Raw genomic sequence first — 25,996 nt, forward strand, 5'->3', positions numbered from 1 at the left:
CTTTCCGAAAAGTGGCCGACCTTTCGGATTTGACTATTCGATGAAGGATGATTTGGGAGGGCCAGGCGGGCGCCGGGATGGGCTCGAAGGGTGTTATCCGCGCGCCAGGATACGCGCGGCCCAGCCATCGCTCAGCCGCAGCAGCTGGCCCTGCGCCCATAGCCGCCCTTGGGCGGTCAGGCGCAGCATGGGGTGGGCGGCGGCGTGCGCGGCGATTTCCCTGCCGGCTTCCCAGTCGGCCAGCGCGTCGGCGCTCACGCGGATGGCGGCGGCCTCCACGGCCAGGCGCAGCGTGCCGGACGGGACTTGATCGAGGCCCGGGGACGGGGCTTCCACGACCGCGCGCTCGGCGTCGAGCAGCCTCACCCGCCCCGGGCTGGCTTCCGGATGCAGCCACAGGCAGTCCAGCGCATCCGCCATGCCGTGGATGGGCAGCGCGTCGCCGACGGCGACCTTGTCCCAGTCCTGTTCCGACAGCAGGCACCAGCCCAGGCCCAGCGCCAGTTGGTGGGTTTGATCGGGCGATGGCCGCAGCGCGGCCAGCAGCGCGCGCAGCCAGCCCGGCGGCGCGTCCCGCACATGCAGCGGCAGCCGGCGCGGCCCGTCCCTCAGCGTCAGCCGCCAGCCTTCGCCGCCGGGCGCAGGGGCGGGCGCGACGGCGGGCTCCGCCAGGCCGGGCAGGTCCTGGGCGCGCAGGAAGCCATCCAGCGGCGCCAGCGTCCAGGCGGCCAGAACCGGCAGCAGCCCGGCTTCGATATCGGCAAGCTCGCCCACCGCCAATTGAGGCTCCAGCCAGGCGCGCCAGTCGGCTTCGGCGGCCCACAGGCTAAGCGCCGCGCCATCGCACATTGTGGACAACAGCAGGCCCTGGCCGTCGGCGCGGGCCAGATCGGCTTCGATGAGCCTGCCCTCATGTTCGGCGCGAGCGCCGATGCGGCTGAGGTGGAAGGCGTCGAGCGGGGTGTCAGCCGCCATCGCCAAGCTCCACCACGACGTCCACGCCCAGCGCGGCGGACAACGCCGCGCCCAGGTTTTCCCGCTCGCGCGCCAGCCTGCCGGCTAGTTCCGGGGCCGGGGCGGACAGCCGCAGGCTCAGGCGCGAGCCGCGCCACTCGGCCTGCACCAGCAGGCCGGCCAGCGGGCCGGTGCTGGCGCGCAAGGCCAGCGCCTGGTTGTCGACCGGGGCCGCCGGCGCGGGCTGCGGCGGCAGATCGGGATGGGCGCGAGCGCTCGCGGGGCTGGATGGCGAGGCGTCGGGCGGGTCGGCAAGCGGCGGCGCGAACTGCGGCCACGGCGAGAGGGAGGGGGCGGGAAATTCCTGTTGCGGCTGCGCGTCGTCCAGCAGCGCGCGGAAGCGCTGCGCGCCGCGGCGGTCGGCATGGGGTTCGTCGCGGTCGCGCGATGACGCGCGGCTGGCGGCGGAAGGGGGTTGCGCTTGCATGGTCGTGCCTTCTGTTGCGGTTTAGAGCGGGCCGGCCTCAGGCATCCTTGTCGGATTCGTCGTCCAGCAGCGCGCTCAGTTTTTCCTGTTCGCGCAGATTGCGCAGCAGCATGGTTTCCTGCTCGGCGCGGGTTTGCGTCAGCCGCAGCCGCTCGGCGGCCAGCTCTTCCAGCTGGCGCTGCAGGGATTGGTCTTCTCCTTCCAGCCGGGAGAGCGCGGCGCGCAGCTTTTCCAGCTCGGTCTGGTCGAACTGGCCGCTGCGCGCGGCCTGGAGCCGCCATTCGGCGTACAGCGCATGGCGGCGCTCATGGATGGCGTCCCGGCGCGCGCACAGCTTCAGCTCCTCGTCCGCCAGCCGGACCAGCGCGGCGCGCAGGCTGTTTTCGCGGCGGCGTTTGATGCACAGCAATTGGCTCAGCATGGCACCCCCGCGGCGTCGCCCAGCTCCGCCAGCGTGCGGGGGAGCGCGAATCGCTCATCCACCGCTTGGCGCAACAAGGCGTTGATCGGCGCCCGGCGCGCCATGGCGTCGTCGGCGTCGGCGTCCTGGCCCGGCTGGTATTCCCCCACCCGGACCAATAGCTCGATCTCCCGCCAGGCCGCCAGTAGCTGGCGCAGCCTGGCGGCGGCGGCGCGGTGGGGCCCGGCGCAAATCTGATGCATGACGCGGCTGACGCTGGCGAGCACGTCTATCGCCGGGAAGTGGTTGGACTCGGCCAGCTTGCGCGACAGCACGATGTGGCCGTCCAGCAGCGAGCGCACCTCTTCCGCCAGCGGGTCGGCCTTGTCTTCCATCAGCACGGTGTAAAAGGCGGTGATGCTGCCGCGGGCGGCCGGGCCGGCGCGCTCCAGCAGCCGGGGCAGCCTGGCGTACAGGCTGGGGGGATAGCCGCCGCCCACGATAGGCTCCCCGGCGGCCAGCGCCACCTCGCGCACGGCGCGGGCGTAGCGGGTGAGGGAGTCCACCAGCAGCAGCACGCGCTGGCCGCGGTCGCGGAAGTGCTCGGCGATGGCGGTGGCGGTGGCGGCCGCCTTGATGCGCTCCAGCGCCGGGCGGTCGGAGGTGGCGACCACCACCACGCTCTTGGCGCGCGCTTCCGGACTGAGCACATGGTCGAGAAATTCGCGCACTTCGCGGCCGCGCTCGCCGATCAGCGCCAGCACGACGATATCGGCTTCGCTGCCGGCGCAAAGCATGCCCAGCAAGGTGCTCTTGCCGCAGCCGGCCGGAGCGAAGATGCCCAGTCGCTGGCCGACGCCGACGGTGAGGGTGGCGTCGATGGCGCGCACGCCGGTGGGGAGGATGGTGTCTATCACCTGGCGCTGCATGGGATCGGGAGGCTCGGCGTCGATGTCGCGCCGGGTTTCTATGCCCGGCGGCGGCAGGCCGTCCACCGGCCGGCCCAGCGCGTCCAGCACCCGGCCCCGCAGCGCGTCGCCGACGCCGATGTCGGCGCGGCGTCCGCTGGGCTGGACCAGCATGCCGCAAGACAGGCCCAGCGGTTCGCGGTAGGGGGAGAGCAGCGCCTCGTCGCCGTCCAGGCCCACCACTTCTGCCGGGTCGCCGTCGGGCAGAAAGCACAGCTCGCCCAGTCCGGCGCCCGGCAGATGGGCGCGCAGCAGGGTGGCGCCGACTTCGGACAGGCGTCCCTCCAGGCGGCAATCGCCGCCGGCGGGCGGGGGCGGAGGCTCGATGGCGTCCAGGATGGCGTAGTAATCAGGCAGGCGCATGGCCTTCTCCTATCAGTTCGACGTGGCCCAGGATCTTCAGCTCGGCCTCGTCGCCCAATTCCTGGAACGACAGCACCGGCACGGAGAACAGATCGCGTTCGATCAGCTTGCGCACGAAGCGCCGCACGTCGATGGCGGTGACCAGCGCGGCGCCGCCGGCGCCGCTTTGCTCCAGCGCGGAGCGGATTTCGCCGACGATGGCCTGGTTCTCTTCCGGCCCCAGCGCCGAGTAGGAGCCGGCCGAGGTCTGGCGGATCGATTCGCGTATGGTTTGCTCGATGTGGCCGCCGATGACCCACGCGCTGATCCAGGGCTGGCCGCGGCGCTGGCGGCCGACGATGTGGCGGCGCAGCGCCAGCCGGGCGTATTCGGTGAGCATCACCGGGTCTTTCTCGCGCGGGGCCCATTCCACCAGGGCCTCGAATACCGCGCGCAGGTCGCGGATGGACACGCCCTCGGCCACCAGCCGCTGCAGCACGTCGGCGATGCGGCCCACCGGCAGCTGGCGCTGCAGCTCCTTCACCAGCTCGCCGTAGCGCTGCTCCATCTGGTCCATCAGGTAGCGCGCCTCCTGCACGCCGATCAGCTCGGCGGCGTAGCGGTCCAGCGCCAGCGATACCAGGTGGACGACGCGTTCGTGGTCGCGGTGAACCGTCAGACCCAGCTTGGCCAGGCCGGCGGCCTGTTCCGGCACCACCCATTGCAGGGTGAGGCCGCCGAAGGGCAGGGCGTCGCGCGCGGCGGCCTGGGGCACCGGCGCGCTGGCGGAGTCCAGCAGCGGCAGCGGGCGCAGCTCCAGCTCCAGCACCGCCTCCTGGTAGAGCAGGAAGGACAGATGGCGTGGCGGCAGGCCGGCATCCACCTGCAGCAGGATTTCCGGCAGCGGCAGCCCCAGTTGCTCCAGCTTCTGCTGGCGCAGCTCGGCCAGCGCCCGCGCCAGGGCGGTGTCGCGGCCAAGCTCGGGATGCACGCGCAACAGCAGCGGAATGGCGCCTACCGGAGGCGGCGCGGCGTCGTCGCCGGCGTCCTGGCCGCCGCTGCCGGCGTCGCCGCCGAAGCCGCCAGCCGTCTCGCCGGTCTTGGCCCGCCGGGTCACCCAGGCGGTGCCGGCGGCCACCATGGCGGCCATCGGCAGGAATACCAGCGCGGGGAAGCCGGGCAGGCAGGCGAACAGCGCCAGCACCGCCGCCACGATCCACAAGGCCTGGTGCTGGCGCATCAGTTGCGAGGACAGCTCCTGCGCCAGGTTGCGGCGGGTTTCTCCCGGCACGCGGGTGACGATGATGCCGGCGGCGATGGAGATCAAGAGCGCCGGGATCTGGGCCACCAGGCCATCGCCCACCGACAGGATGGCGTAGGTGGCGGCGGCCTCGCCGGCGCTCATCTCATGCATGAACACGCCGACGGCGATGCCGCCGAAGATGTTGACCAGGATGACGATGATGGAGGCGATGGCGTCGCCCTTGACGAACTTCATCGCGCCGTCCATCGCGCCGTAGAGCTGGCTTTCCTTCTGCACCAGGAGCCGCTGCTGCCGCGCCTGGCCGGCGTCTATGATGCCGGCGCGCATGTCGCCGTCTATGCTCATCTGCTTGCCGGGCATCGCGTCCAGCGAGAAGCGCGCGCTGACTTCGGCCACGCGCTCCGAGCCTTTGGTGATGACGATGAACTGCACGATGGTGATGATGGCGAACACGATCAGCCCCACCGCCAGATTGCCGCCGACGGCGAAGTTGCCGAAGGTGTAGACCAGCTCGCCGGCGTCGTGCTGCAGCAGGATCAGCCGGCTGGTGCTGATGGTGAGCGCCAGGCGGTACAGGGTGGTGATCAGCAGCACCGAGGGAAAGGCCGAAAACTCCATCGGCTCGCGGATGTACACCGCCATCATCAGCAGCGTGATGGACAGCGCCAGATTGATGGCGATCAGCACGTCCACCAGCAGCGTGGGCAGCGGCACGATCATCATGAAGATGGCCAGCAGCAGCATGGCGGCCAGCACCACGTCCTGCCGCGCCTGCAGGCCTTGCAGCCAGTTATTGAGCTTCATGGCGGCCCTCCGCGACGCGGTCCAGCAGCCGGCGCTGCTGGCGGGAAATCCGGGCCCACTGCTCGGCGCCGCTGTCCCGCGGCATGGTCGCGGCCAGCCACAGGCAGCCGCGCGCGAGCCAGGCGCGCAGCGGGACGCCGTCGCCGGCCTCCGGCTGCAGCAGCGCCAGCAGGCGCAGCAAGGCGGGCCGGCGCCTGGTCTCCGGCAGCGGACGCGCCAGCGACAGCAGGGCCCGCCCGTCCAGAGATTCCAGATAGAACACGTCCTGCCCCTGGCGCAGCGACAGCCGCAGCGCGGCCGGGATGGCGCTCTCGCCCATCAGGCGCAGCCAGAGCTCGGTTTGTCTTTGCCATTGCAGGTCCATCGTGCGCTTCCTCATGCTTGATGGCCGCATCTTGCGGCAGGGGTCGGTGGGGGAATATCGGGTGAATACCTGAGGTCGAGTCTCGGCATCCATCCAGGCGGCGCGGCAAGGAAGCGCAACGCCGGATCAGGGGGCGGCTGCGCGGGTCTTAAGGTGTTTGCCTGAGTTGATCCTCACTTCATCAATGCAAGAATTCGAATTGCTATCAGCCCCTCTTCGGGTCTTGCCGCCGCGAGCGGGGGCCTTCTTGCCGGAGAGTTTTGAAAACAAATAAGGATGATATGAAAGATTTGTCCGGATTTCATGACTGTGCCATGGCCTTGATGGCGCATATCGGCTTTCAGGGACATGTCATGCTGGAAGATCAAGAAGTTATGACTTTGACGCTGGAGCAGCGTTTTCTCATTCATTTTGGCTGCGTGGATGGCGAACGGTGGTTTTTGCTGGCGGAGCTGGGCGAATGCGTCTCGGCCCAAGAGTGCGCATTGCTGCTGCAAGCCTTGCGGCATAACCAGATGACGACTCTGGCCTGGCAGCCTATTGCGTCCCTGAATGAAAAAAATTGCCTTTGTCTGCACCTGATTTTGCCTGGGAATAAATGTGATCTATCCATCGTGATTTCGGCTTTCGATGCCCTGCTGGATAGTGTGAAGCCATTGCTGCATTCAGGCTTGTCTGTAAATTCCCGTATTTGATGCGGGAGATGGAGGGAGGTGTGTCGTATGAGTGTTTTTGAAACGGGTTTGAATGTATTCAATGCAAATTTTTCCAGCCTGAATGCGCTGAAGGGAAAGGATGGTGCCAAGTTGGGGGAGGCGCATATCGGCTTGCATAAGAATGGCGATCTGGTCGTTTATACGGGCATTGATTTTTTGCTTCATCCGAATCAGGTGCGTCAGGCTAAGGATTTTCTGGCGGAAAATATGGGCGGCGATACGGCAGAAAAGTCATTTCCTCTACTGGCGGACCTGCTTGTCCAGGCGAGAAGGAGAGACGTGTCAGCAAGCTTCGTTGCAGCGGATATCCATGCGGGGGATAAATTCAAAAATGATCCCCGCTTCAACCATGTCGTGAGTACCTGCACGCCTGCTGAAGCTGAACGGTTTGATTCTGATAAAAGACAAGTGCTGGATGGGTCCATTCGGCCGTTGCAGGGCTGCGGCATCGTTGCCCCTTCATCACTGCTGGATACGCTACCGGTCAAGTTTGATTTCATCATGCATGACAAGAATGTCAATATGACAGGCGGCAGCGAGTTTCCTTTGCGGAGTGAAGGCCGGCCAAAGGGGTTTTATGTCTATGATGGTGCGCATGCAAAGGCGGATGAGCAACTGCCTGGCACACCCTATGGCAATTATTTCAACAAGCATGCGTTTGGACCTGATTTGAAGATCATCGGGGTGGATAATGGGGATAAGGGAACGCTTGGCATCAGGATAAATTTTGACGATATTCCTGAAAATATCCCGCTGCTGATCAACGGCGGGGCGCTGTCTGGCTGCACCATGGTGTATGGCGTCAAGGATGGTCATTTTTATGCGTATCATGCCGGGAAAGCAACCAGGGAAGATGATAGCTGGACCACCTGCACCGATGGCGCCCGTTCCATCATGGAAACGCACGCTCAGTTTGCCGGAGGCCAGGTTCCTGCCGGAGTGTTTGGCAATCAGGTCTTGCTTGATTTTCTGCAAGGCAGTTTTGATTATGCGGTCATGGGCTATTGCGGTCATGATGACAGGCCGGATTCCATTGTGAAAAATAATGGCAGTCGAGTGGTAAGTTTTAACTACAACGGTCGTGATGCAGGCGGCGCTGTCCGTGTAGGAAATTCTGCGGCACTGCTGATGAAAAAGGATGGCGTGCTCAGCTTTGAAACCCTGAATGATGATATGAGCATCGGCTTGCAGGGCGGCGATATTCAGTCTCTGGATTGCCGGACGACAAGATGGCTATCTGGGCGGTGATAGTTTTGACTGGCCCTGTTGATGGCATGGACGCGCCCTCCCGGACCCGATAGCCCGGTGAGGGAGAGGCTTCTTCGGGGGGATATTGGATGGCGCGCTGAAGTGTAAGGAACAGTTGTGAGTGGATTCTTTATTGAATGAAAGCCTGTGCATTTCAAGCTGCGCAGGCTTTTTCCTTAATGACGATGGAGATGGTCTTTGTTGTAGTTGCCTATCATGTATTTTTTAACGGATTCAGCTTCGTCGTCATCGAATGGCTTGCCGCGTGCCGGGATGGCCTGATCTTGCTGCAGCGCGGAGGGGCGAAGCATCGAGACCTGAGGTCTGGGGCGGGAGGATGCTGGTGAGAAGGAGGACGATTCGGAAAACCGGATCGCCCGGGAGCGTGGCGGAAAGAAATGGATGTCAGGGATGGTGCTTTTGGACCCAGAGCGCTAGGCCTTGATTGAACTCATCCTTGGTCAGAATGTTGTAGTTGAGCGCTCGTTCATTGAAGCCAGGTGCACTCATGATGTCGTTTATGTGGCTTTGGCCTACTTTCCACACGCCGACGGTCTGGGCTGAGGCCTGGGCGCTGGCGGCCATGGCGGCGGAGCGCTGCCTGCTGAGGTTGTCGGAATGTTCAAGAGGTTTGCCCGCTTTGACATCCGCGCAGAAGATCTGCTCGGCCTTCGCCCAGTCTTGGAGCAAGGTTTGGGCGTCGGCCTGGACATTTTGGGTGGCTGGATTTTGATATTTTTTCTCCAGCTGCTCCATAAAAGAATAGAGATGCGTCAGTTTTCCTATGGCCTTTTCGTCATTGACTTTCAGTAATTCGTGCATGGTTAATATAATTTGCTTGGTTTCTTGATTGAATCCAGTTTTTACAAAACTCTCCCATGTTTTTTCCAAGGGGTGGTGGTTTAATCCTAGTTCTGGTGGATTAACTCCCGCTGCGAATTTTTGTGCTATCGGGAGAAATTTTTCCTTTACATCGGCAAGTCTCATTTCCAGGCGAAGCATCACGGGGTCGCCGAAGGATTGAGTAGTTTCCTTGCCGAAGGATATGCCCAATATTTGGAAGCGGTTTTTTGTCGTGCTGTATTGGAATTCATTTTCATTCCAGTACTGAGAGCCCGACATGCCTAAGGATTGGAGATAAGCTTTTTCTTCATCTCGACGCGGGCCCGATTCCGGATGTGATTCTCCAACTATATTGAGTCTGTGAGGGTCCAGTGGCTTAAAGGATTGGGAGGAGGGGCCTTGAAGCGCGCTGCTTGCGATGCCGATCAATTGACCTGTCTGGCTATTTTGCCCTGTGATGCCCGTTTGTGGGGCATGGACTCCATGCATGCCATTAAAATAGGTTCCATTCAGCATGTCATGCTCCTTTAATTTGATAGACTTCGCAAAATCGATACAGCTGCGCAACGAATCCCTGAAATACCTGCTTTAGGCCATGGTCGCGTTTTAACAGGTCCAATTCGACCAGCGCTTTCAATTCGTAGCCATGCTCGCTCATGCCAAGTGTAAGTTGCCCAGTTTCCACGCCTTCGATGGCGGTAGTCAGAATCGAAAGAGCCTCCGAGGCATGGAGCATCAGAGATCTTTCATCATGAATAGGCAACAAGCTCCATATCCACAGCCTGTCTTCCGCGACAGAGAGCATCACATCCGGCAGTCCCTGTACTTTCAGTGCGATGGAGGATGCTTGTCCTATGGGTTTTATTTGATCGGGCGGCAAACCAATTTGCATCGCCATTTCCAGAACGATCCTATCAATCCCTTGATGTATCTGATTCGAAAACGAGATTGGATTCATGTGTCTCCTCTTGGAAATTGAACTATGCCCCGGATTTGAGCGCTTTCTGATCATTGCTTGCTTGGAAATTTTGCTCTTTCCCCAGTGGGCGGAACGTGAGGTGTTTGAGCGTAATCGTAGAGATATGGCGTGATTGCGGCTTTTGTGAATCGTCCGAGACTTTCAAAATTTGACCTGCGGGTGTGAGGTTTGACATGCGAGTCTGGCTTGCGAGCGCCTGGGCGCGATTCAGGTGTAGGCCTGATGGGGGAAGGTGCGGTCCGGGCAGACAATGGGCGCCATGATTCCTCGGGAGCGCAACCATGGCACTCACAGACCAACCGGTACAACTGATCGCCTTGCTGGCGACGTTGTCGCTGCTGCCGCTGCTGGTGGTGATGGGCACGTCGTTTCTCAAGTTGGCGGTGGTGTTTTCCCTGCTGCGCAACGCGCTGGGCATCCAGCAGATTCCGCCCAACATCGCGCTCTACGGCCTGGCGCTGATCTTGTCCTTGTTCATCATGACGCCGGTGGGGATGGCGGTGCAGGACAAGCTGGCGGTTTCGCCGGCCCAGCCCCAGGCCAGCTTGCTGGCGCGGCTGTCCGACGACACGCTGGACCCGTACCGCCAGTTTCTGAAGAAGCACGCGGCGCCAGCGCAGCTGCGCTTTTTCCGCGACACGGCGCGCAAAAGCTGGCCCGAAGCCGTGCGCGCGCGGGTGAGCGACGATTCGCTGCTGCTGCTGATGCCGGCCTTCGCCGTCAGCCAGCTGATCGAGGCGTTCAAGATCGGCCTGCTGCTGTTCCTGCCCTTCATCGCCATCGACCTCATCGTCTCCAACGTCTTGCTGGCGATGGGGATGATGATGGTGTCGCCGATGACGATATCGATGCCGTTCAAGCTGCTGGTGTTCGTGCTGGTGGGCGGTTGGGACCGGCTGCTGGGCCAGCTGCTGCTGTCCTACCGTTGAGGAGAGAGGCATGGGACAAGCCCAGATCGTTCAGCTGGCCAGCGAGTTGCTGTGGCTGGTGCTGATCCTGTCGCTGCCGGTGGTGGTGGTCGCGTCGGTGGTCGGCGTGCTGGTCGGCCTGGTGCAGGCGCTGACCCAGGTGCAGGACCAGACCGTGTCGTTCTTGATCAAGCTGGTGGCGGCCTGCATCACCTTGGCTTTGACCCACCACTGGATGGGCCAGGCGCTGTTGCGCTATGCCGAGCGCAGCTTCGATCTGATCTCGCGCATGGGGAGCTGAGCATGGACCAGCTCAATCCCTGGTGGCCGCTGCTGGGCGCGGCGATGATGCGCCCGTTGGGGGCGATGCTGCTGTTGCCGCTGTTCAGCCCGTCGATGCTGGGCAGCGCGCTGATCCGCAACGCGCTGGCGCTGATGGCCACCTTGCCGGCGCTGCCGCTGTTGGCGCAGTTGGCGTTGCCGGACCCGATCCAGGCGCCGGCCGCCTATGCGTTGCTGTTGGCGAGCGAGCTCGCCGTCGGCCTGTTGCTGGGGTTTTCCGCCGCGATTCCCTTTTGGGCGGTGGACATGGCCGGCTTCGCGCTGGACACGCTGCGCGGCGCGTCGATGGCCGGCGTGCTCAATCCGCTGATCGGCGGGCAGTCGTCGCCGATGGGCGCCTTGTTTTCGCAACTGGCGGCGGTGCTGTTCATGGCGCTGGGCGGCTTCCACGCTTTTCTGTCCGCGCTGTACGCCTCCTATCAGCACTTGCCGCCCGGTATGGGCTGGCACTGGTCCAGCCAGTTCATTCCCTTGCTGCAGCGGCAGTGGCAGCTGCTGTACACGCTGGGGCTGGGGTTCGCCATGCCGGCGCTGGTGATGATGGTGCTGGTGGATCTGGCGCTGGGCCTGATCAACCGCTCGGTGCAGCAATTGAACGTGTTTTCGCTGTCGATGCCGATCAAGAGCCTGGTGGCTTTGTTGATGCTGATCATCGGCCTGCAGTTCGGCCTGTCCGACGTCATTGCCAGCTTTGAACGCTTCGACGGCGGCCTGGCGAGCGTGCTGGAGCCGGGACGGTGAGCGAGAAGACCGAGCAGCCCACCGCCAAGCGGATACGCGACGCCCGCGAAGAAGGGCAGGTGGCCAAGAGCCAGGAAATCGGCGCGGTGGCACAGCTGGGGCTGATCCTGCTGTGGCTGGTGGCGGAGGGGCCGGGGTTGTTGCGGGGCTTGGGCGGGCTGATGACGTCAGCGGTGGCGGTGTCGAATCTGCCGCTGCAGGCGGCGCTGGCGCAATTGGTGGGCGAAACGGCCGCGTTGATGCTGCGCTTCGTTTTCGGCCTGGCCGGATTGCTGACGGTGGCCTTGCTGCTGGTCGGGCTGATCCAGTCGGGCTTTTTGTTCGCGCCCAAGGCGCTGATGCCGTCCGGCGAGCGCATCAATCCCTTGTCCAACATCAAGCAGATGGTGTCGGCGCGCACGCTGTTCGAGCTGGGCAAGATGCTGCTCAAGGTCGGCGTGCTGGGACTGACCTTCACCTACCTGATCAAGCGCTACGCCGCGTCGTTCGCCCATCTGCCGCAAGCCGGGCTGGAGGCAGGGCTGATGGTGTGCGTGCAGATGGCGCAATGGATGTGGGCGGTGCTGCTGGCCTTCACCGCGGTGTTCGCGGTGGCAGATTACGCGATGCAGCACCACCAGCTGCGCAAGCAGCTGATGATGTCGCGCGAGGACATCAAGCAGGAGTTCAAGAATTCCGAGGGCAGCCCGGAGGTCAAGCAGCGCCGGCGCGAGCTGCACCGCGAGGTGCAGAGCGGCAGCCTGGCCGGCAAGGTGGCGAAGTCCTCGGTGGTGGTGCGCAACCCCACCCACATCGCCGTCTGCCTGCGTTACGAGGCCGACGACACGCCGCTGCCCCAGGTGCTGGAGTACGGCCGGGACGAAATGGCGCGGCGCATCGTGGCGCTGGCCGAGGCGCAGGGCATTCCGGTGGTGGAGAACGTGCCGCTGGCGCGCGCGCTGGTGGCGTCCACCCGGCCCGGCGATTACATTCCCGAGCCGTTGTTCGCCGCCGTGGCGCAGGTGTTGAGCCTGATCCGCGACCGTTTGCAAGAGGAGGATGACGATGAAGCCCCTGTATAGTGCCCTGCTGTGGCTGCTGTTTTGCGCGCCGGCCGGCGCGGAGGCGCTGCAATGGTACGCGGTGCCGGCCGACCCCGCGCCGTCCGCGCCGCTGGCGGCGTCGCCGGCGGTTGGGAACGAGCCTGCTGCATCCGCCGCGCCGAAGCCGATGTCCTCTTCCGCCCAGCGCTATCGGCCGCTGATCGACGACGTGGCGCGCCAGCATGCGCTGGACCCCATGTTGATCCACGCCGTGGTGCAGGTGGAGTCGGCCTATCGGCCGGAGGCGGTGTCGGGCAAGGGGGCGGTGGGGCTGATGCAGCTGATGCCTGCCACGGCGGCGCGTTTCGGCCAGACGGCGCTGTATGATCCCCGCGCCAATCTGCAGGCGGGCGCCGCCTATCTGGACTGGCTGATGAATCGCTTCGGCGGCCGCCTGGACTTGGCGCTGGCGGCTTACAATGCGGGAGAGGGCGCGGTGGCGCGCTACGGCAACGCCATCCCGCCCTATGCCGAAACCCGGGACTATGTCCGCAAGGTCATGGCCCATTACGCCGGCCTGAAGGGCGAAGCGGGCGCGGCGGCGGCGGATGCCGCGCCCGTGCCCGCCCCCCGCCGGCCGCGCCGCGCCGCGGGCGGCATCGGCGACATGGAACAATTCTGGCGGCTTTTCACCGGCGGCTCCCCGCGGCCTCCGGCGGCCCGACTTTGATTAGGATCAGCATGCCCAATCTGCCTTGGCGCGCCTCGCTGCCGTTTCGCCTGTCTTTGGTGCTCAGCGGCGCCATCGCGCTGTTCTGGCTGCTGGGCACCGGCGTGACCCTGTTTCTGGACTATCAGGACACCCGCCGCGAGTTGGTGGAGCGGCTGGAGGCGCAAACCGCCAACCGGGCCGCGCAGGAGAGCGCCGAGCTGCAAGGCGTGTCGCGCGACGTGCGCACCCTGCTCAGCAGCTGGCGCAGCCTGTCAGATAATGTGGGCAGCGGTGATTACCTGAGCGCCCATTACATTCCTTTCGATGAGAAGCGCCGGGATGCGCCGCCGCGCGTCGAGCGGGCGCTGGCCTTCGTCGAGGCTTTCGGCAGCGGCGGCCTGGGCAATCTGGTCAATACCTTCGTGGTGATGGACAAGGGCATCGCGCTGTCCAGCGCCAACGGCCCCAAGCATCAAATCGAGAGCCAGCAGCATTTGTCCCAGCTGCGCGGCCTGCGCAGCCAGCCGGTGCGCGACGGCGTGCTTTGGGGCCGCCCCTATCAGTCGTACAACGGCAAATGGTGCCTGGTGGTGGCGGCCGAGGACGCCGCCAGCAACGACCTGATAGGCATTACGGTGCAGCTGTCGATGAATTTCGGCCTGGACAAGCTGGATGTGCTGCACGAGGGCTGGTTGGCCTGGCTGGATGGCGCGGGCCAGGCGCTGACCCCGCTGCCGCCGTGGACGCCTCCCGGCTTGCCGGCTTCGCTGCCGGATTGCGTGGCTCCGTATTCGCGGCGGGTGGAGGGCGTGCGGGCCATCTGCACCAATGTGGAGCCGCCGGGCTGGCGCATGGTGCTGTTCTATCCGGCGGACGTGCTGACCGACAGGGCATTGGCGGCGCTGCCCCGGCACTTGCCGATGGCGCTGCTGGTGCTGGTGTCCCTGGTCGGCCTGCTGTACGCGGTGCTGCAGCGCAGCCTGGGCCGGACGCTCAGCCACTTCGTCCGCACCATCAGCCCCCAGGCGGATGTCAGCGCGCAGCAGCGTTTGCCGGAAGCGGGCGAGGACGAGCTGGGGCAGATCGCCTGCGCCTACAACCGCCTGCTGGACGTGGTGCAGGCGCAGTACGCCGAGCTGGAGGCCAAGGTGGCCGAGCGCACGACGGCGCTGGAGGAGGCCAGGTACCGGGCCGAGCGCGCCAGCGCCAACAAGAGCGAGCAGCTCACCAGCATCAGCCATGAAATCCGCACGCCGCTGAACGGCATCGTCGGCGCGCTGATGCTGCTCAACCGCACCGGCGGCACCGCCAGCCAGCATGATTTGGTGGACACCGCGCTGAAATGCTCCGGCCACCTGCTGGAGATCATCAACAATTTGTTGGATTTCTCGCGGATCGAGTCCGGGCAGATGGTGGTGACGCCGATCGCGCTGGACCCGCTGGAGCTGATAGACCAGGCCATGCTCACCGTGCAGCTGCAGGCGCTGGACAAGGGGCTGTCGCTGCAGACCGAGGCGGCGACCAGCTTTCCGCGGCAGTTGCATACCGACGGCCTGCGACTGCGCCAGATTCTAATCAATTTATTGGGCAACGCCGTCAAATTCACCTCGAGCGGCGGGGTCGTCCTGCGCGCCTGGAGCGTGGAGGGGCGGGTGTATTTCAGCGTCCACGACACCGGGCCGGGCATACCGGAGGAAAAGCGGACAGAGGTGTTTACCGCTTTTCATCAGCTGGACAACCATGTTTCCGGCAGCGGCCTGGGATTGCCGATCGCGCGCAGCCTCGCGCGCTTGCTGGGCGGGGATCTGTATCTGACGCCGGCCAGCCGCGGCGCCTGCTTCCAGCTGGAGCTGCCGCTGGGCAAGGTGTGCGCCGACATGGTGCCGGACCTCGGCCCCATCGTAGCTCCGGAGCGCCTGCATGAGCAATTGCGCGCCTGGGGCTACCAGCCGGAAGCGGGCGCCAACCCGACACTGGAGGCGCCGGAACTGGCGTATCTGCCGGCGCGGCTGCGCCAGTGGCTGGACCCGGACGGGGCGCCGGGCTCGCGGCTGGACGACGGCGACGTGCCGGTTTCGGTTTGGTCGCTGCAGGTGCTGGTGGTGGATGACGTGGACACCAACCGCGACATTGTCGGGCGCATGCTGCGCCTGCAGGGCCACCACACCATGGAGGCGTCCAGCGGCGAGGATGCGCTGGCGCTGGGGCGTTCGCATGTTTTCGACGTGGTGTTGATGGACATGCGCATGCCCGGCTTGTCAGGCGGGCAGACGACGGCGCTGTGGCGCGAGGAGGCCAACGGCATGCTGGACCCGGACTGCCCCATCGTGGCGCTCACCGCCAATGCCCAGCCGGGCGAGCGGGAGCGGCTGCTGGCCGCCGGCTTCAACGAGTATCTGACCAAGCCGGTGACGCCGGCCATGCTGGCGCATATGCTGGACTTCGTCGCCGATCTGCAACTGACGCGCGGCATGGAGCTGGAGCCCAACGCCGGCTGCGACCAGCCCATTCTGGCGCGGGATCCGGATTTCCTGCGGCGGCTGGAGCAGGATTTGCGCCAGCGCTATCTGCGCCTGGGCGAGGCGGTGGCCGCGCAGGATCAGGCGGCCAGCCTGGATCTGCTGCATGCGCTCAAGGGGCTGGCGGGCCAGGCCGGGCTGCATCTGGTGTGCGAGGCGGTGGAGCACTGGGAGGCGCAGCTGCAGCAGGGCGCCGGACTGCGCAAAGACGCGTGGCAGGCGCTGGGAAGATTGATAGACAGCGTGTTGTAGGGGCTCAGAACTCCAGCACGCCCAGCCGCCGGGCCCAGTTGCTCAGTTCCGCGGCGTTGTGGGCGTCCAGCTTGCGCATCAGGTTGAGGCGATGCGTTTCCACCGTTTTCAGGCTGATGGACAGCAGCTCGGCGATGTCGCGGTTGCGGCGGCCTTCGGCCACCAGTTTCAGCACCTGGCGCTCGCGCAGCGTCAGCGGAGTCTCTCCCAGCGTGCGCTCGGTGGTGTCCAGCGTTTCCAGCTTGAGCGCGGGGTCGATATAGGTCTTGTCCAGCGCCGCGTGCTGCAGCGCGGCCAGCAGCACCTGCTGCGGGCTCTGTTTGAGCACGTAGGCCAGCGCGCCCGCGGTCAGCGCGGCGCGGCCGCGGTGCTCCTCGTTGGACGCGGTGAATACGACCACGCGCAGCGCCGGCCAACGCCGGCGCAACTGGTGAATCACATCGATGCCGTCCATGCCTGGCAAGCCCAGATCCAGCAGCACCAAATCCGGATTGAGCTGTTGACAGGCTTCGTAGGCGGCCAGCCCATCGGATACGGCCCCGACAACCTCGTAACGCGGACGGTCCGCCAGCAAAGAGCGGACGCCGTCTATCAGCAGCGAGTGGTCTTCAACGATAAGGACGCGCAGGGGGAGTGAACTCATCTGGCTAGGCCTTGTAAATAAAGTGTTAATTTTAATTGAAATTTTCTCTGTGACAGCAGAATTCACAATAAGCCTATGGGGCAAATCATAGTCATTATTAAGTTCTTTGACATGCCCAATTAGGTTTATATCCGTGAATCATCAAGCCGTCGCTCCGCCTGCGCGGCATGCCGCCGCCATTTGCCCCGCCGGGAGGCGGCATGGACAGGCGCGGCGTGAAATTCAGGTGTAGGCCGGATATTTCACGATAGCGCCTGTTGGCAGCATGGGGGCATGAAAAAAGCACTCGATCCCCATTCCGCATTGCGCAGCTTGGCCGCGCGCCTGGCACAGCCGCGCTGGTCCGCCGCCGGGTCGGTCGCCACCGGCATGCTGGGCGCGCACCGGGCGCGCGCTCGCAGCTTCGACGCGGGACTGACCGTGGCGCTGACCCTGGATCGGCCCGTGTCGCAAGCGCCGGAAGCCTGCCTGCTGCTGGCCTCCACCCCGGAAGCCTGCGACGACGCCCTATACCTGGCCGACGACAGCCTGTGGCTGCTGCGCCGGTTTCCCGAACGGCTGACCGAGGTGGAGTTCGACCTGCTGCTCAAGCAACAACTGGCGCTGGCGGCGCTGCTGGCCGCGCGCGACCGCGCTCCCCCCCTTGTTTTGCCCATTGCCGGGAGATACGCATGAAATTCCTGTCGTTGCTGATGGCCGGCGCGCTGGCGTCCTGCGCCGCCGCGGCCCAACCCATTCCCTGGCGCGGACAGCCCTTTTTCGTTTCCAGCCGCAATACGCCGCTGGCCTCGGTGTTGAAGGACATGGGCGCCAACTACCGCTTGCCGGTGGTGGTCAGCCCCAGGATCACGGAGGCCTATGCCGGGGAGCTGAGCGACAGCCCGCGAGGCAAGGCGCTGTCCGAGCTGTCGCGGCTGTATCAGCTGCTGCCGTATTACGACGGCAACACGCTGTACGTTTACAAGGCGCAGGAGATGGACCAGGCGCTGCTGACGCCGGCCTATCTGAGCGGGACGGAGCTGGAGGGGCTGATCCGCCAGAGCGGCCTGCTGGACGGCGCTGCCTGCCGGCTGCGCCAGGTGGGCGGCGCCAACGCGCTGCAGGTCAACGGCGTGCCGGTGTGCCTGACCCGGGTGGCGGCATTGGCCAAGCAGCTGGACGAGCAGAATCTCAACCAGGAGCAGAACAAGGAAACCATCGCCATCTATCCGCTCAAGTACGCCAACGCCGGGGACAGCAGCTACGCCTACCGCAGCCAGAACGTGGTGGTGCCCGGCGTGGTGTCGGTGCTGCGCGAGATGGCGCAGGGCAGGGCGCTGCCGCTGCCCGACAACAAGACGCCGGCGCCCGCCGACGCCAGCGGGCTGCCGATGTTCTCCGCCGACACGCGGCAGAACGCCGTGCTGGTCCGCGACCGCAAGAAGAACATGCCGCTGTACGCCGACCTGATTCCCAAGCTGGACCGCCGCCCGGGCCTGATCGAGATATCGGTGGCCATCATCGACGTGGACGCAGCCGACATCAACGAACTGGGCATCGACTGGTCCGGATCGGCCCGCATCGGCGGCGGGACGGTCAGCTTCAACAGCGACGGCGGCCTGGCATCCGACAGCTTCTCGTCGCTGGTGTCCAACTCCGGCAACTTCATGCTGCGGCTTTCCGCGCTGGAGCAGAAGTCCAAGGCCAAGATCGTGTCCCGCCCGTCGGTGGTGACGTTGGACAACGTGCAGGCGGTGCTGGACCGCAGCGTCACTTTCTACACCAAGCTGGTGAGCGAAAAGAACGCCAAGCTGGAGTCGGTGACGGCCGGGGCGCTGATGCGCGTCACGCCGCGGCTGATCCACGAAACCGACGGCGACAAGGTTCTGCTCACGCTCAACATCCAGGATGGCCGCCAGGACAAGCCGATCAGCCGCGCCGAATCGCTGCCGCAGGTGCAGAACGCCGAGATCGCCACCCAGGCCAGGCTCAACCTGGGCCAGGCGCTGCTGCTGGGCGGCTTTGTCCAGGACGAAAGCGTGGAGGGCGTGCGCAAGATTCCATTGCTGGGCGATCTGCCGCTGATCGGCGGCCTGTTCCGCAGCACGACCAAGAGCGAGCGCAATGTGGTGCGCCTGTTCCTGATCAAGGCCGAGCCACGGCAGTTGTAGGGGGGAACGATCATGGACGCCAGTTTCAAGCTCAAGCTGCTGAACGGTCCGCTGGCCGGACGCGAGCTGTTTTTGCCGCTCGGCCCGTTCTCGGTCGGCGGCGGCGACAGCGACCTTTCGCTGCCGCTGGAAGGCGGGGCCGTCGCCACGCTGGAAGTCTCGGCCGACGCGGTCAGCCTCGGCAGCCGCACGCCGTGCTGGGTGGGCGGCCGCAGCCGTCCTCCCGGACCTTTGCCGCCCAAGGCGGCGATAGACATGGCGGGGCTGCATTTCGTGCTGGGGCCCGCCGACGCCGAATTGGGCGCGCCGAAGGTGCCGCCGCGCGGCGGCCTGAAGCGCTCCGCCGCCGCCATCCTGGCCGCCACGCTGGCGCTGGCCGCGGCCTTGGCCTGGGCGGCGATGCCCGCCGATCCGCCGGCAGCCCCCGGACCGCGGGTCTGGCTGCCGCAGGCGCTAGCCGCCGAGCCGGGCTTGTCGGCGCGCTGGCTGGACGGCGGCGGGCTGCTGCTATCCGGGCGCTGCCGCAGCAGCGAGAAGCTGTCCGCGCTGACCGCCAGGCTGCGCGCCGCCGGCGTGCGCCTGCGCCAGGAGACTGTGTGCGACGATGAATTGCGGCGCTCGGTGCGCGCGCTGCTGGGCAGCTACGGCTATCCGGACGTCACGGTATCGCTGGACGCGCAGGGCCGGGCGGATATCGACGGCCAGGTGGAGAGCGACGCCCGTTTCGCCGAGCTATCCGCCGCGCTGGATCAACTGCCGGGCCTGCAGGGCTGGCGCTTTACCGATCGCGGCGCCGACGCCCTGGCGGCGCTGCTGGCCCGCTTGCGGCAGGCCGGGCTGCTGTCCGGGTTGAGCGCGGCCAGAACCGAGCAGGGCTGGGTCTTGTCCGGGCAGCTGGACGCGGCGCGCCAGGCCGCTTTGGACGCGCTGCTGGCGCGGTTCAACGCCGAAGCCGGCAAGAGCGGGCGCTTCCGCTTCATCAGCGCCGCCAGCACCGCCCAGTCGGCCGACTACCTGCCCGCCGCCATCTCCGGGGTGGGCGGCAACGCCCGGGAGCCCTATCTGGAGCTGGCCAACGGCATGCGCTTGCAGCCCGGCAGCCCGCTCAAGCGGAGCATGCGCATCGTCGCGATCACGCCGGCCGGCGTCTCCATCGCCGGCAACCGACAACTGGTGTTCCTGCCTTTGCACGGCTGAACGGAGAGTTTCCATGCATACCTTGACCGAACTTGAAGACACATTGGCGGCGGACCCGAACGGCCGCGATCTGGGACGGATGCTGGCCGCGCTGGCCGCTGAGGCCGCCGATCTGGGACTGAGGCAGCGCCAGCCGCAAAGCGCCGCCGCCTACGCCAAGCTGGAGCGCCAGCGGCTGGCCTGCCTGGCGGCGATGCGGGTGGTCGACACCGTCTGGCATAGACGGCATCGCGCGGCCGCCCAACTCAGGTGATGACCTGATGGAGCCGGTTGGAGCCCGGCGCGATGATGGCCACATGGTGAACAAAAGGAGCGCGCGATGACTTGTCTGCACATCATCCTGACAACGGAAGACGACATGGTACGCGTTGCCGGGCAAAGCTATCCGGTTCTCGGCCCCAGCCTGTTGCTGATGGCCGGAACGGGGACGCCGGAGCTGTCCGCGACGGGACGGGCCTACCCCGTTTCCGCCATGGAGCTGCAACTGGTTTACCGCGACATGCAGCAACTGCTGCCGGGCGGGGGGCGCGGCGCGATGCTGGACATTCCCCGCAACATCCCCGCCGAAGAAGGCGTGCTGCGCGCGGCGGGGCAACTGGCCGAGGCCGACCGCTGCGCGATGCTGCGCTTCGTGCTGTCGTATTGCCTGGCGGTGGACGGCGAATACTGCGCGGCCCTGCTGCGCTATCTGGTGGCCGCCGACCTGGACCTGTTCGATTTCATCCACCGCCACCGGCTGCAGCCGTGGCCGGTGGCCCGCTACGCCGACGCGCTGGGGCTGCCGCTGCGCAAGTTCAACCAGCTGTTCAAGGAAAAGTACGGCGTGTCCGCCAAGCACTGGCTGCTGGCGCAGCGGCTGGAATACGCGAGGGGCTTGCTGGAAACCACCACCAAGAAAGTGATCGACGTGGCGCTGGAGTCGGGCTTCGGCAACCCGGCGCACTTTTCCGACAGCTTCCGCCGCCATTTCCGCATGTCGCCCAGCGACGTCAGGCGGGAAGCGCCGACCGTGCCGCTCGCGGCGTCGCTTCTGTTTTGAGCCAAGGAGCCCTTCATGAACATCGATTCCATCGTCTCCCAGATCGGCGGACAGATATCGCAGGCGGCCAACAACGCGGAGGCCGCCATGAACAGCGATGTGCAGAACAACCCGGAAAGCATGCTCAAGTCGCAGTACGCGCTGCAGCAGTACTCGGTGATGATCGGCTATGAAAGCTCGGTGATGAAGGCGGTCAAGGACATGATGATGGGCATCATCTCCAAGATCGGATGAAGAGCATGAACGCAGAACTTCCCATTTCCCGCCTGGTGATCGAGGCCGGCTTCGCCGCCGTCAACCATGGCCTGCGTGCCGAGATGCATGACATCCTGGCCGCCTTGCCCGACTGGCTGGACGAGCCCGCCCAGCTGGCGCGCTGCGAGGCCGTGCTGTTGTTCGGCCTGGGCCGCCGCCGGGCCGCCGTCGCCAGGCTGGCCGCCTTGCCGGATGACGATTGCGCCCCCTTGCGCGCCTTGCTGAACGCGACTTCCTCGGAGGAAAAATCATGAGCATAGAAGCCATTTCCCATGCCCTCGCCGCCCTCGCTCCGCTGGGGCAGAGCGAGGCGCCGGTCCCCGACGCCTCTTCCCAGCAGCGTTTCGCGGCCTTGCTGGACAGCCAGCGGGCGGCCGACTCGCCGGATGCGCTGTTCGCCGCCCAGAGCGCGCTCAGCGAGCTCACCGTCGGCTCCGAGCTGACCGCCAAAGTGGCGGGCTCGCTGACCCAGTCGATCAACAAGCTGGTCAGCATGCAATGAAAATCGCGCCTTGGATCCTGCTGCTGAGCGTCTTGCTGCTGGCCGGCTGCAAGAGCGAGCTCTACAGCAAGCTGGACGAGAGCGAGGCCAACCAGATGCTGGCGCTGCTGATGTACAACCACATCCCGGCCGACAAGGAGACGGCCAAGGACGGGGTGACGCTGAAGGTGGAGCGCGACCGCTTCGTCGACGCGGTGGAGGTGCTGCGCCAGAACGGCCTGCCGCGGCGCAAGACGGTGACCATGCAGGACCTGTTTCCCAGCGGCCAGCTGGTGTCGTCGCCGGAGCAGGAGGAGGCCAAGCTCAGCTATCTGAAGAGCCAGCAGCTGGAAAAGATGCTGTCCAGCATGGACGGCGTGGTCGCCGCCGAAGTGTCGGTGGCCGAGCCGCGCGGTGTCGACGGCGAGGCGCCGCCGCCGGCATCGGCCGCGGTGTTCATCAAATACAGCCCGGAAGTCAACCTGGCCGCGCGCGAGCCGGAAATCCGCGCGCTGGTGCGGGACGGCATCCCCGGGCTGGCCGCCGATCGCATCAGCATCACCTTGCAGCGGGCGGAATATCGCTACCAGCCCGCGGCAGAGCCCAGGGAGCGGTCCATTCCCTGGCTGCCCATCGCCGCGGGAGGGGGAACCCTGTTGCTGGGCGGCCTGTGCCTCGCCGCGCTGTGGTGGCGGCGCCGGCCGGAGGCCGTCGGATGAGCCCGGCCTTGCGGCGGCTGCACGCGCTGTGGCGGCGGCCGGGCCGGGAAATGGCCGATGGCTGGTGGGACAAGCTGGGCCTGGCCGGCTGGCGGTCCGCCTATGCCGCCCAGGCGCTGACGCGGCCGGCGCTGGACAGCCTGATCGCCAGCCGCCTGGGCCATGCGGGGGGCGCGCCCGAACCGTCGCCATTGGCGGAGGCGTTGCTGGAGGACGACATGCGCCGCGAGGCGCTGTGCGCGGCGCTGGGCCTGTGGGCCTTGCGCTGTCCCGATTATCTGCTGTTGAAACCTTACCGCGAGGCGCTGTCGCCTGTGCTGGACGCGCGCGCGCAAACGCAGTTGCAAGCGCTGCTGCCCCGAGGCGCAGAAGCCGCGGAGCTGGCGCCGGCCGAGCTGCCGGACGCCGCCCGCGCGCTGGGCGCCGCTTGGCTGGCGGACGCGGCCGAACCGTCGCTGCGCTTGTGCCGCCTGCTGTGGGCGCCTTCCGCGCAGGCCGCGCCGGCGGCGCCGCTTGAGCCGGCGCTGCAAAAATTGTCGAGGTGGCTATGAATAATCCGCTGCAAATCCCCGTGGCGGTTCTGCCGGGGCCATTGCCGGCGGCAGCCGTGATTTTGGCCGCCGAACTGGCGGCCAGGCAGGACATCTCCACCGCGCTGGAGGCGGAGAGGGCGGCGGCGCGCGACGACGCCGATGCCCTGCGCCGCCAGGCGCGGGCCGAACTGGAGCAGGCCCGGCTCGACGCGGACGCGCTGCGCGAGGCCGCCAGGCGCGAGGGCGAGCGCCAGGCGGCCCTGGCTCGGGAAGAGGCGGTGGCCGACGCGGTGCGCTGGCTGTGCTGCGAACAGGAAATGGAAGGCTTGATCGCGCGCCAGCTGGCCCTGCGCTGGCGCGGCATCACCGCCGGAGTGCTGGAGGCATTGTTGGGCAACTGTGATCAAAGCGAGCTGCTGCTGCGCCGGGTGGAGCGCCAGGTGGCGCGGCTGCTGCCGCGCGGCAGCGTCAATCTGCATGTCGCGCCGCAAGCGTTGAGGGCGGCGGAACTGGCCTACGCCGAGGTGCCGGAGGTGGCGGTGCTGGCCGACGCCGCGCTGTCCGTCGGGCAGGCGAGGCTGGACAACGGCTTGGTGCGCATCCACCTGGACACGCCCGCGCATCAGGCGCGGGTGCTGGAGCAACTGAGGGGCGATGCCCGGGAGGCGGCCCATGCTTAGGCTGGATCAGGTGACAGCGGGAACGGCGCTGGGCGGCGTGGATGACGGCATCGCCGCCCAGCCGATGGGCAGGCCGGCGGCGGCGGAGTCGGTGCTGGCGCTGGCGCAGGCCGAGCTGTTGGAGTTTCAGAGCGACGCGCTGACCGAGACCCAGGAAGACCTGGGCTTCGCCCTGGGGGGGCGTCTGCGGGACAACCGGCGCGGCGGCATCGGCCAGGACGGCGCGCGCGGCCGGGTGCTGGCGCAGAAGCTGGTGGCGGAGCTGGCCGCCGTGGAGGCCGCCGATCTGGACAGCCTGCTGAGCGGCCCGCAAGACTGGCAGCGCGCGCCGCATTTGCTGGCCGCGATGCAGGCGCAGACGCCGGATCCGGGCCGCATGGCCCTGCAGCTGGCCGCCTGGCTGGCGAAGGGCAGGCCGGACGCCAAGCTGCGCCGCCGCATGGAAGAGGCGCTGGCGGCGCTGACCGCCGACGACACCCTGGCCTTGTCCCTGTTCGGCGCGCTGGAGTACGGCGCGACGACGCCAGCCTTGCGCCAGGAACTGCTGCGGCTTTACCACCGCGCCGGCGCGTCCCGGCAGAAGCTGTCGCAGTGGCTGGCGTCGCTGGGCGAGCGGGACGGGCGGCAACGCAAGCTGCGCACCATGCTGCGGGTGCTGTCCTACGAGCTGTCGGCCAGCGGCCAGGCCATCGTCGGCAGCCATCTGGCCGCGGTGATCGGCGACCTCAGGCTGCTGTTGCGCATCCTGGGCCTGGAGGCCCATTGCGACCAGGCCGCGGCGGCGCTGGCCTTGCCGGACCTGGATGGAGAGACCCTGCTGCGCGGCGTGGTGTCGCTGCTGGAGCAGGTGTGGGTGAACGCGGACAGCGTGGCGGAGGCGCTGCCGCCGGTGGAGCCCGAGCAGCAGTATCGGCTGGCCCACGCCCTTGGGCGGCTGGCGCAGCTGCTGCCGGAAGACTGTTTCGGCGACGCCGAGCAGAAGGCGCAGCTGGAGGCCGCGGTGGCGGAGCTGCGCGACCGCAGCCTGGAATAGCCGGCCCGCGCGGCATCCTTGTGTCAAAAACCGAATGATATGCGGTTTTCTGAAAGCCGGTTTCCGCGCCGGCTGATATGTTGGCCGCCATTGTCTCCGCTGGCGCGCGACGGCTCTTGACCGAGCCGGGAGGCTGGCGGCGCGCCATGTCCCATCAAGTTGTCGGCAATTTGCGAGCTCAAACCACATGACCATTCAATTCAATCGCGCGGCGATCACTCCGGGCAATGTCGGCCAGGCACAGCTGGAGTCCACTTCGAACCAGGCTGCCGGCGCAAGCGGCGAGCCGCTGGGCCTGGGACGACTGGTTGAGGCGGTGAAGGACAAAACCGGCATGGTCGCCGCCCATCTGATTCCGCTGCAGCAGGTCGCGCGCGAGCATAACTGCATTATCGGCATCCGGCCGGTGGATAGGCTGGCCACCGAGCTGATTGAAACCGGGCATCCGACCAAGGGATTTCATATCAAAGGCAAAAGCGCGTCCTGGGGCGCGCAGGCCGGATTGATCTGCGTCGATCAGCGCTTCAGCAAGCTGGAAAACGCTTCGGCCGACCGCATCGCCAAATTCAACTCCCAAACCCGGCAGTGCATCCGCGACGGCGACGCGGCGGCGGTGCCGTTGACGATCTCCGGTTCGCGCTTGTCCAGCCTGCTGCAGGCTGGCGTGCTGAACAATCTGTCGCGGGAAAACGCCGAAGGCGTGCGCACGTTCACCGCGAAAGCGCCCAGCGGCAAGGAATATGTCTTCGAGGCGGCGCGCAAGTCCGGCGGCGAGGAGGCGTATGAAATCCGCCACGACGGCGCGCCGATTGAAGTATTGGCGCCGAAGGCGGACGCCAAACCCCTCACCGCCGATTACGACTTGCTGGTCATCGGCCCGCACTTGAGCGATGTCGGTCCGCAGGACAATCTGCCGGTGCCAGACGTCGCGCATTCGGTCTTCCGCGACCGGATCGACCATTACCGCGGGATTCCGGCCAATGTCGGCTTGCTGGACGCTTATCTGAATCCCAAGAGCTTTTATCGCCGGGAGGATGCGGAAATAGGCAATGCCTCGGCGCGCATCCGCGACATGATTCCCGTCATCAACCAGGCCCTGGTGGGCGACGGCGAGCGAGTGGTGCACCACAACGCCGACTCGGGCAGTCCGGCGACGGACCCGGACGCGAACTATCCCGCCACTTTCGCCTTGCCGGCCAGGATCGGCCGCTTCGACGAAATCTGCGTGATCGCGAACAAGGAGGAGCTGGCGGAGCTGGTGAAGCAAGCCAAGGACAGCGGCTACCACCTGCCCTTGAACCCGCTGTGGGAAAAAGAAGTGAGCGGCGTCAGGCGCGAAAGCTTTGTCGACGCCCGCCGCCGGTTGGGCGGAGAGTGAGCGTTCGTTAGGCCGGCGTCCGG

Annotated in this window: 30 protein-coding genes; 21 read left to right on the forward strand and 9 right to left on the reverse strand. The window is 66.1% G+C overall.

The window, feature by feature from the left end; all coding sequences use genetic code 11:
• Positions 1–93 precede the first annotated feature (93 nt).
• Genes BKX93_RS20400 through BKX93_RS20425 form a run of 6 tightly spaced genes read right to left on the reverse strand, consistent with a single transcriptional unit; the run spans position 94 to position 5,583 of the window.
• Entirely contained in the window at positions 94–975 is an 882-nt protein-coding gene (locus BKX93_RS20400) for a hypothetical protein (protein WP_070981109.1), read from the reverse strand.
• Positions 965–1,441, reverse strand: a complete 477-nt coding sequence (locus tag BKX93_RS20405; RefSeq protein ID WP_070981110.1) for a hypothetical protein — start codon at positions 1,439–1,441, stop codon at positions 965–967. Before BKX93_RS20405 ends, BKX93_RS20400 begins: the two co-directional genes overlap by 11 nt.
• A 37-nt stretch (positions 1,442–1,478) precedes the next feature.
• Positions 1,479–1,862 carry a hypothetical protein gene (locus tag BKX93_RS20410; RefSeq protein WP_021475296.1) on the reverse strand — a complete coding sequence of 128 codons (384 nt, stop codon included), beginning with the start codon at positions 1,860–1,862 and terminating at the stop codon, positions 1,479–1,481.
• Positions 1,856–3,172: a FliI/YscN family ATPase gene (locus BKX93_RS20415; RefSeq protein WP_070981112.1), complete on the reverse strand. Its 1,317-nt coding sequence runs from the start codon at positions 3,170–3,172 to the stop codon at positions 1,856–1,858. Before BKX93_RS20415 ends, BKX93_RS20410 begins: the two co-directional genes overlap by 7 nt.
• The gene (locus BKX93_RS20420) at positions 3,159–5,219 is read right to left on the reverse strand and encodes an EscV/YscV/HrcV family type III secretion system export apparatus protein (protein WP_070981114.1); all 2,061 of its coding nucleotides are present in this window, start codon (positions 5,217–5,219) and stop codon (positions 3,159–3,161) included. Before BKX93_RS20420 ends, BKX93_RS20415 begins: the two co-directional genes overlap by 14 nt.
• Positions 5,206–5,583, reverse strand: a complete 378-nt coding sequence (locus BKX93_RS20425) for a type III secretion protein (RefSeq protein WP_070981116.1) — start codon at positions 5,581–5,583, stop codon at positions 5,206–5,208. Before BKX93_RS20425 ends, BKX93_RS20420 begins: the two co-directional genes overlap by 14 nt.
• 281 nt (positions 5,584–5,864) lie before the next feature.
• Here BKX93_RS20425 and BKX93_RS20430 point away from each other — a divergent pair, with 281 nt between their 5' ends.
• Positions 5,865–6,278, forward strand: coding sequence for a CesT family type III secretion system chaperone (locus tag BKX93_RS20430; protein ID WP_083340616.1), 414 nt, complete (start codon positions 5,865–5,867; stop codon positions 6,276–6,278).
• Between the two features lie 27 nt (positions 6,279–6,305).
• The gene (locus BKX93_RS20435) at positions 6,306–7,547 is read left to right on the forward strand and encodes a cytotoxic necrotizing factor Rho-activating domain-containing protein (protein ID WP_083340617.1); all 1,242 of its coding nucleotides are present in this window, start codon (positions 6,306–6,308) and stop codon (positions 7,545–7,547) included.
• A gap of 405 nt (positions 7,548–7,952) precedes the next feature.
• Here the strand turns inward: BKX93_RS20435 and BKX93_RS24905 are convergent, their stop codons facing one another.
• Complete coding sequence (locus BKX93_RS24905) at positions 7,953–8,906, reverse strand: hypothetical protein (RefSeq protein ID WP_145929352.1); 954 nt, start codon at positions 8,904–8,906, stop codon at positions 7,953–7,955.
• Position 8,907: 1 nt separating this feature from the next.
• Positions 8,908–9,348 carry an InvB/SpaK family type III secretion system chaperone gene (locus tag BKX93_RS20450; protein WP_070981125.1) on the reverse strand — a complete coding sequence of 147 codons (441 nt, stop codon included), beginning with the start codon at positions 9,346–9,348 and terminating at the stop codon, positions 8,908–8,910.
• 302 nt (positions 9,349–9,650) lie between these two features.
• Between BKX93_RS20450 and sctR the strand changes: the two genes are divergently transcribed.
• The 6 genes from sctR to BKX93_RS20480 are packed head-to-tail and all read left to right on the forward strand — an operon-like array spanning position 9,651 to position 15,865.
• Positions 9,651–10,298, forward strand: a complete 648-nt coding sequence (sctR, locus tag BKX93_RS20455; RefSeq protein ID WP_070981127.1) for a type III secretion system export apparatus subunit SctR — start codon at positions 9,651–9,653, stop codon at positions 10,296–10,298.
• Positions 10,299–10,308: 10 nt separating this feature from the next.
• A complete protein-coding gene (gene sctS / locus BKX93_RS20460; RefSeq protein WP_021475303.1) occupies positions 10,309–10,578 on the forward strand; it encodes a type III secretion system export apparatus subunit SctS in 270 nt (89 codons plus the stop codon).
• A gap of 2 nt (positions 10,579–10,580) precedes the next feature.
• Entirely contained in the window at positions 10,581–11,360 is a 780-nt protein-coding gene (sctT, locus tag BKX93_RS20465; RefSeq protein ID WP_046168632.1) for a type III secretion system export apparatus subunit SctT, read from the forward strand.
• Positions 11,357–12,421, forward strand: a complete 1,065-nt coding sequence (locus BKX93_RS20470) for an EscU/YscU/HrcU family type III secretion system export apparatus switch protein (protein ID WP_070981128.1) — start codon at positions 11,357–11,359, stop codon at positions 12,419–12,421. Before sctT ends, BKX93_RS20470 begins: the two co-directional genes overlap by 4 nt.
• On the forward strand, positions 12,405–13,112 hold the full coding sequence (locus tag BKX93_RS20475; RefSeq protein ID WP_145929354.1) for a lytic transglycosylase domain-containing protein: 708 nt from the start codon (positions 12,405–12,407) through the stop codon (positions 13,110–13,112). Before BKX93_RS20470 ends, BKX93_RS20475 begins: the two co-directional genes overlap by 17 nt.
• An 11-nt stretch (positions 13,113–13,123) precedes the next feature.
• Positions 13,124–15,865 carry a two component system sensor kinase gene (locus tag BKX93_RS20480; RefSeq protein WP_070981130.1) on the forward strand — a complete coding sequence of 914 codons (2,742 nt, stop codon included), beginning with the start codon at positions 13,124–13,126 and terminating at the stop codon, positions 15,863–15,865.
• 4 nt (positions 15,866–15,869) lie between these two features.
• Here BKX93_RS20480 and BKX93_RS20485 read toward each other — a convergent pair whose 3' ends face one another.
• Positions 15,870–16,508, reverse strand: coding sequence for a two component system response regulator (locus BKX93_RS20485; RefSeq protein ID WP_046159149.1), 639 nt, complete (start codon positions 16,506–16,508; stop codon positions 15,870–15,872).
• 273 nt (positions 16,509–16,781) lie between these two features.
• On the opposite strand from BKX93_RS20485, the gene BKX93_RS20490 reads away from it, so the two are divergent.
• The 13 genes from BKX93_RS20490 to BKX93_RS20550 all read left to right on the forward strand — a co-directional run bounded on the left by BKX93_RS20490 (position 16,782) and on the right by BKX93_RS20550 (position 25,973).
• The gene (locus BKX93_RS20490) at positions 16,782–17,183 is read left to right on the forward strand and encodes a hypothetical protein (protein WP_046159150.1); all 402 of its coding nucleotides are present in this window, start codon (positions 16,782–16,784) and stop codon (positions 17,181–17,183) included.
• On the forward strand, positions 17,180–18,658 hold the full coding sequence (locus BKX93_RS20495; protein ID WP_046159151.1) for an EscC/YscC/HrcC family type III secretion system outer membrane ring protein: 1,479 nt from the start codon (positions 17,180–17,182) through the stop codon (positions 18,656–18,658). Before BKX93_RS20490 ends, BKX93_RS20495 begins: the two co-directional genes overlap by 4 nt.
• A gap of 12 nt (positions 18,659–18,670) precedes the next feature.
• Positions 18,671–19,855 (forward strand): type III secretion system inner membrane ring subunit SctD, encoded by a 1,185-nt coding sequence (gene sctD / locus BKX93_RS20500; RefSeq protein WP_070981132.1) that lies wholly within the window; start codon positions 18,671–18,673, stop codon positions 19,853–19,855.
• Between the two features lie 13 nt (positions 19,856–19,868).
• Entirely contained in the window at positions 19,869–20,108 is a 240-nt protein-coding gene (locus BKX93_RS20505; RefSeq protein WP_046159180.1) for an EscE/YscE/SsaE family type III secretion system needle protein co-chaperone, read from the forward strand.
• 66 nt (positions 20,109–20,174) lie between these two features.
• A complete protein-coding gene (locus BKX93_RS20510) occupies positions 20,175–20,894 on the forward strand; it encodes an AraC family transcriptional regulator (RefSeq protein WP_046159179.1) in 720 nt (239 codons plus the stop codon).
• Between the two features lie 15 nt (positions 20,895–20,909).
• The gene (sctF, locus tag BKX93_RS20515; RefSeq protein WP_021478894.1) at positions 20,910–21,128 is read left to right on the forward strand and encodes a type III secretion system needle filament subunit SctF; all 219 of its coding nucleotides are present in this window, start codon (positions 20,910–20,912) and stop codon (positions 21,126–21,128) included.
• A gap of 5 nt (positions 21,129–21,133) precedes the next feature.
• Positions 21,134–21,403 carry an EscG/YscG/SsaH family type III secretion system needle protein co-chaperone gene (locus BKX93_RS20520; RefSeq protein WP_070981923.1) on the forward strand — a complete coding sequence of 90 codons (270 nt, stop codon included), beginning with the start codon at positions 21,134–21,136 and terminating at the stop codon, positions 21,401–21,403.
• Positions 21,400–21,651 carry a type III secretion system inner rod subunit SctI gene (gene sctI / locus BKX93_RS20525; protein WP_070981134.1) on the forward strand — a complete coding sequence of 84 codons (252 nt, stop codon included), beginning with the start codon at positions 21,400–21,402 and terminating at the stop codon, positions 21,649–21,651. Before BKX93_RS20520 ends, sctI begins: the two co-directional genes overlap by 4 nt.
• Complete coding sequence (sctJ, locus tag BKX93_RS20530; RefSeq protein ID WP_070981136.1) at positions 21,648–22,349, forward strand: type III secretion system inner membrane ring lipoprotein SctJ; 702 nt, start codon at positions 21,648–21,650, stop codon at positions 22,347–22,349. Before sctI ends, sctJ begins: the two co-directional genes overlap by 4 nt.
• On the forward strand, positions 22,346–22,900 hold the full coding sequence (locus BKX93_RS20535; RefSeq protein WP_070981138.1) for a type III secretion system domain-containing protein: 555 nt from the start codon (positions 22,346–22,348) through the stop codon (positions 22,898–22,900). Before sctJ ends, BKX93_RS20535 begins: the two co-directional genes overlap by 4 nt.
• On the forward strand, positions 22,897–23,562 hold the full coding sequence (locus tag BKX93_RS20540) for a hypothetical protein (protein ID WP_070981139.1): 666 nt from the start codon (positions 22,897–22,899) through the stop codon (positions 23,560–23,562). The genes BKX93_RS20535 and BKX93_RS20540 overlap by 4 nt, the downstream gene beginning before the upstream one ends.
• A complete protein-coding gene (locus BKX93_RS20545; protein ID WP_070981141.1) occupies positions 23,555–24,595 on the forward strand; it encodes a TyeA family type III secretion system gatekeeper subunit in 1,041 nt (346 codons plus the stop codon). The genes BKX93_RS20540 and BKX93_RS20545 overlap by 8 nt, the downstream gene beginning before the upstream one ends.
• A gap of 187 nt (positions 24,596–24,782) precedes the next feature.
• A complete protein-coding gene (locus BKX93_RS20550; RefSeq protein WP_083340618.1) occupies positions 24,783–25,973 on the forward strand; it encodes an anthrax toxin-like adenylyl cyclase domain-containing protein in 1,191 nt (396 codons plus the stop codon).
• Positions 25,974–25,996: the final 23 nt, after the last annotated feature.

The sequence above is a fragment of the Chromobacterium vaccinii genome, assembly GCF_001855275.1.
Classification (GTDB): Bacteria; Pseudomonadota; Gammaproteobacteria; order Burkholderiales; family Chromobacteriaceae; genus Chromobacterium; species Chromobacterium vaccinii.